The sequence below is a fragment of the Cupriavidus sp. IDO genome, assembly GCF_000812465.1.
Lineage (GTDB): Bacteria > Pseudomonadota > Gammaproteobacteria > Burkholderiales > Burkholderiaceae > Cupriavidus.
The window spans coordinates 1-1,000 of the sequence record NZ_JWMA01000197.1 but is presented as its reverse complement, the minus strand read 5'-3'; the positions used below and the strand labels follow the sequence as shown (position 1 = coordinate 1,000).

The window sequence follows — 1,000 nt, the reverse complement described above, 5'->3', positions numbered from 1 at the left end:
CGATCTGCCAGCGACGGGTGTAGCACGCAGCGATATCGGCTGGCTTGAAGCGTCGGCGATCCCTCAGGGAAGTCAGCAACACTCGTTCGCGGCCGCGCGAGTCGATCGTTCGGATGGCGCGCGCCTCCCAGAATTCAGGCAATTCAGGGCACTTCTTTCGCGCTTGGGGTGACACGCGCATGCGCACTACGGCATCGTCGGGCTTGCCCTCGACGACGTCCCAGCGCGTGTTCGCCTTGGCTGGGATCACGAAGTGCCGATTGTGGCCGCCGGTGGTGAGTCCACACAGGATCTCGGCGGCCAGAAAGCCCTTGTCGAATACAGTAATCGAATCGTCTGGGATGCGTGGTACGAGCTGCTTGGCATACAGCATCTCGTTGGAGTCGTAGCGGCCGAACTCGATGTCGCGGATCAGATGCGTCGGGATGGCGGTCAGCGTGACGGCGCGCACCTGCGGATAGCTCGCCAGCTTGCCGCTCGGATAGACCTGGGCGCCGAAGTGCTCGCGATTGGCCGGGCTGTCAGCGGTACGAAGGATAGTCCCGTCCATCGCCAGCAGATTCAGACCCTTGAACGCATAGCTGGGCGCATCCTGCCGGCTCCAGGCACCAGCCGATTCGTGAAACAGCCATGCCAGAGGGGCGTATCCGGTGCGTTGTCGCGCTTGCGCGACGGCGCTCTTGCTGACAAACGGGGCTGCGGCCGAAGGAAGCGCCAGATCGAGATCATCGACAATCTCGCTGATTGACTGATGCCGGTACAGGGCCAGCGCGATCACCAGCCAGACCACCTGCTCGGCGGGCAAGCGCCGGCGCCGCAGGCTCGCCGTACCGGTGGCGCTCACCGCCTGCTCAACCCACTCGTAGGGCAAATGCTGCCCGAGCCGACCAAAGTCGGATGGTTGCTGGGCTTCGAGTAGATAGTTGAGGTGAGCGGATAACACGGCGCCGCAAAGTTAACATTGCGGCTCACGGTTTACAACTGCTTCTGCGGCTAACAA

Annotated in this window: 1 protein-coding gene; it reads right to left on the bottom strand. The window is 62.8% G+C overall.

Translation table 11 applies throughout. The features are described 5' to 3' along the window. Nucleotides 1-943, bottom strand: a 943-nt coding sequence (locus tag RM96_RS34475; protein ID WP_039016253.1) for an IS4 family transposase, incomplete at its 3' end; no start/stop codon positions are given. Between the last annotated feature and the right edge of the window lie 57 nt (nt 944-1,000).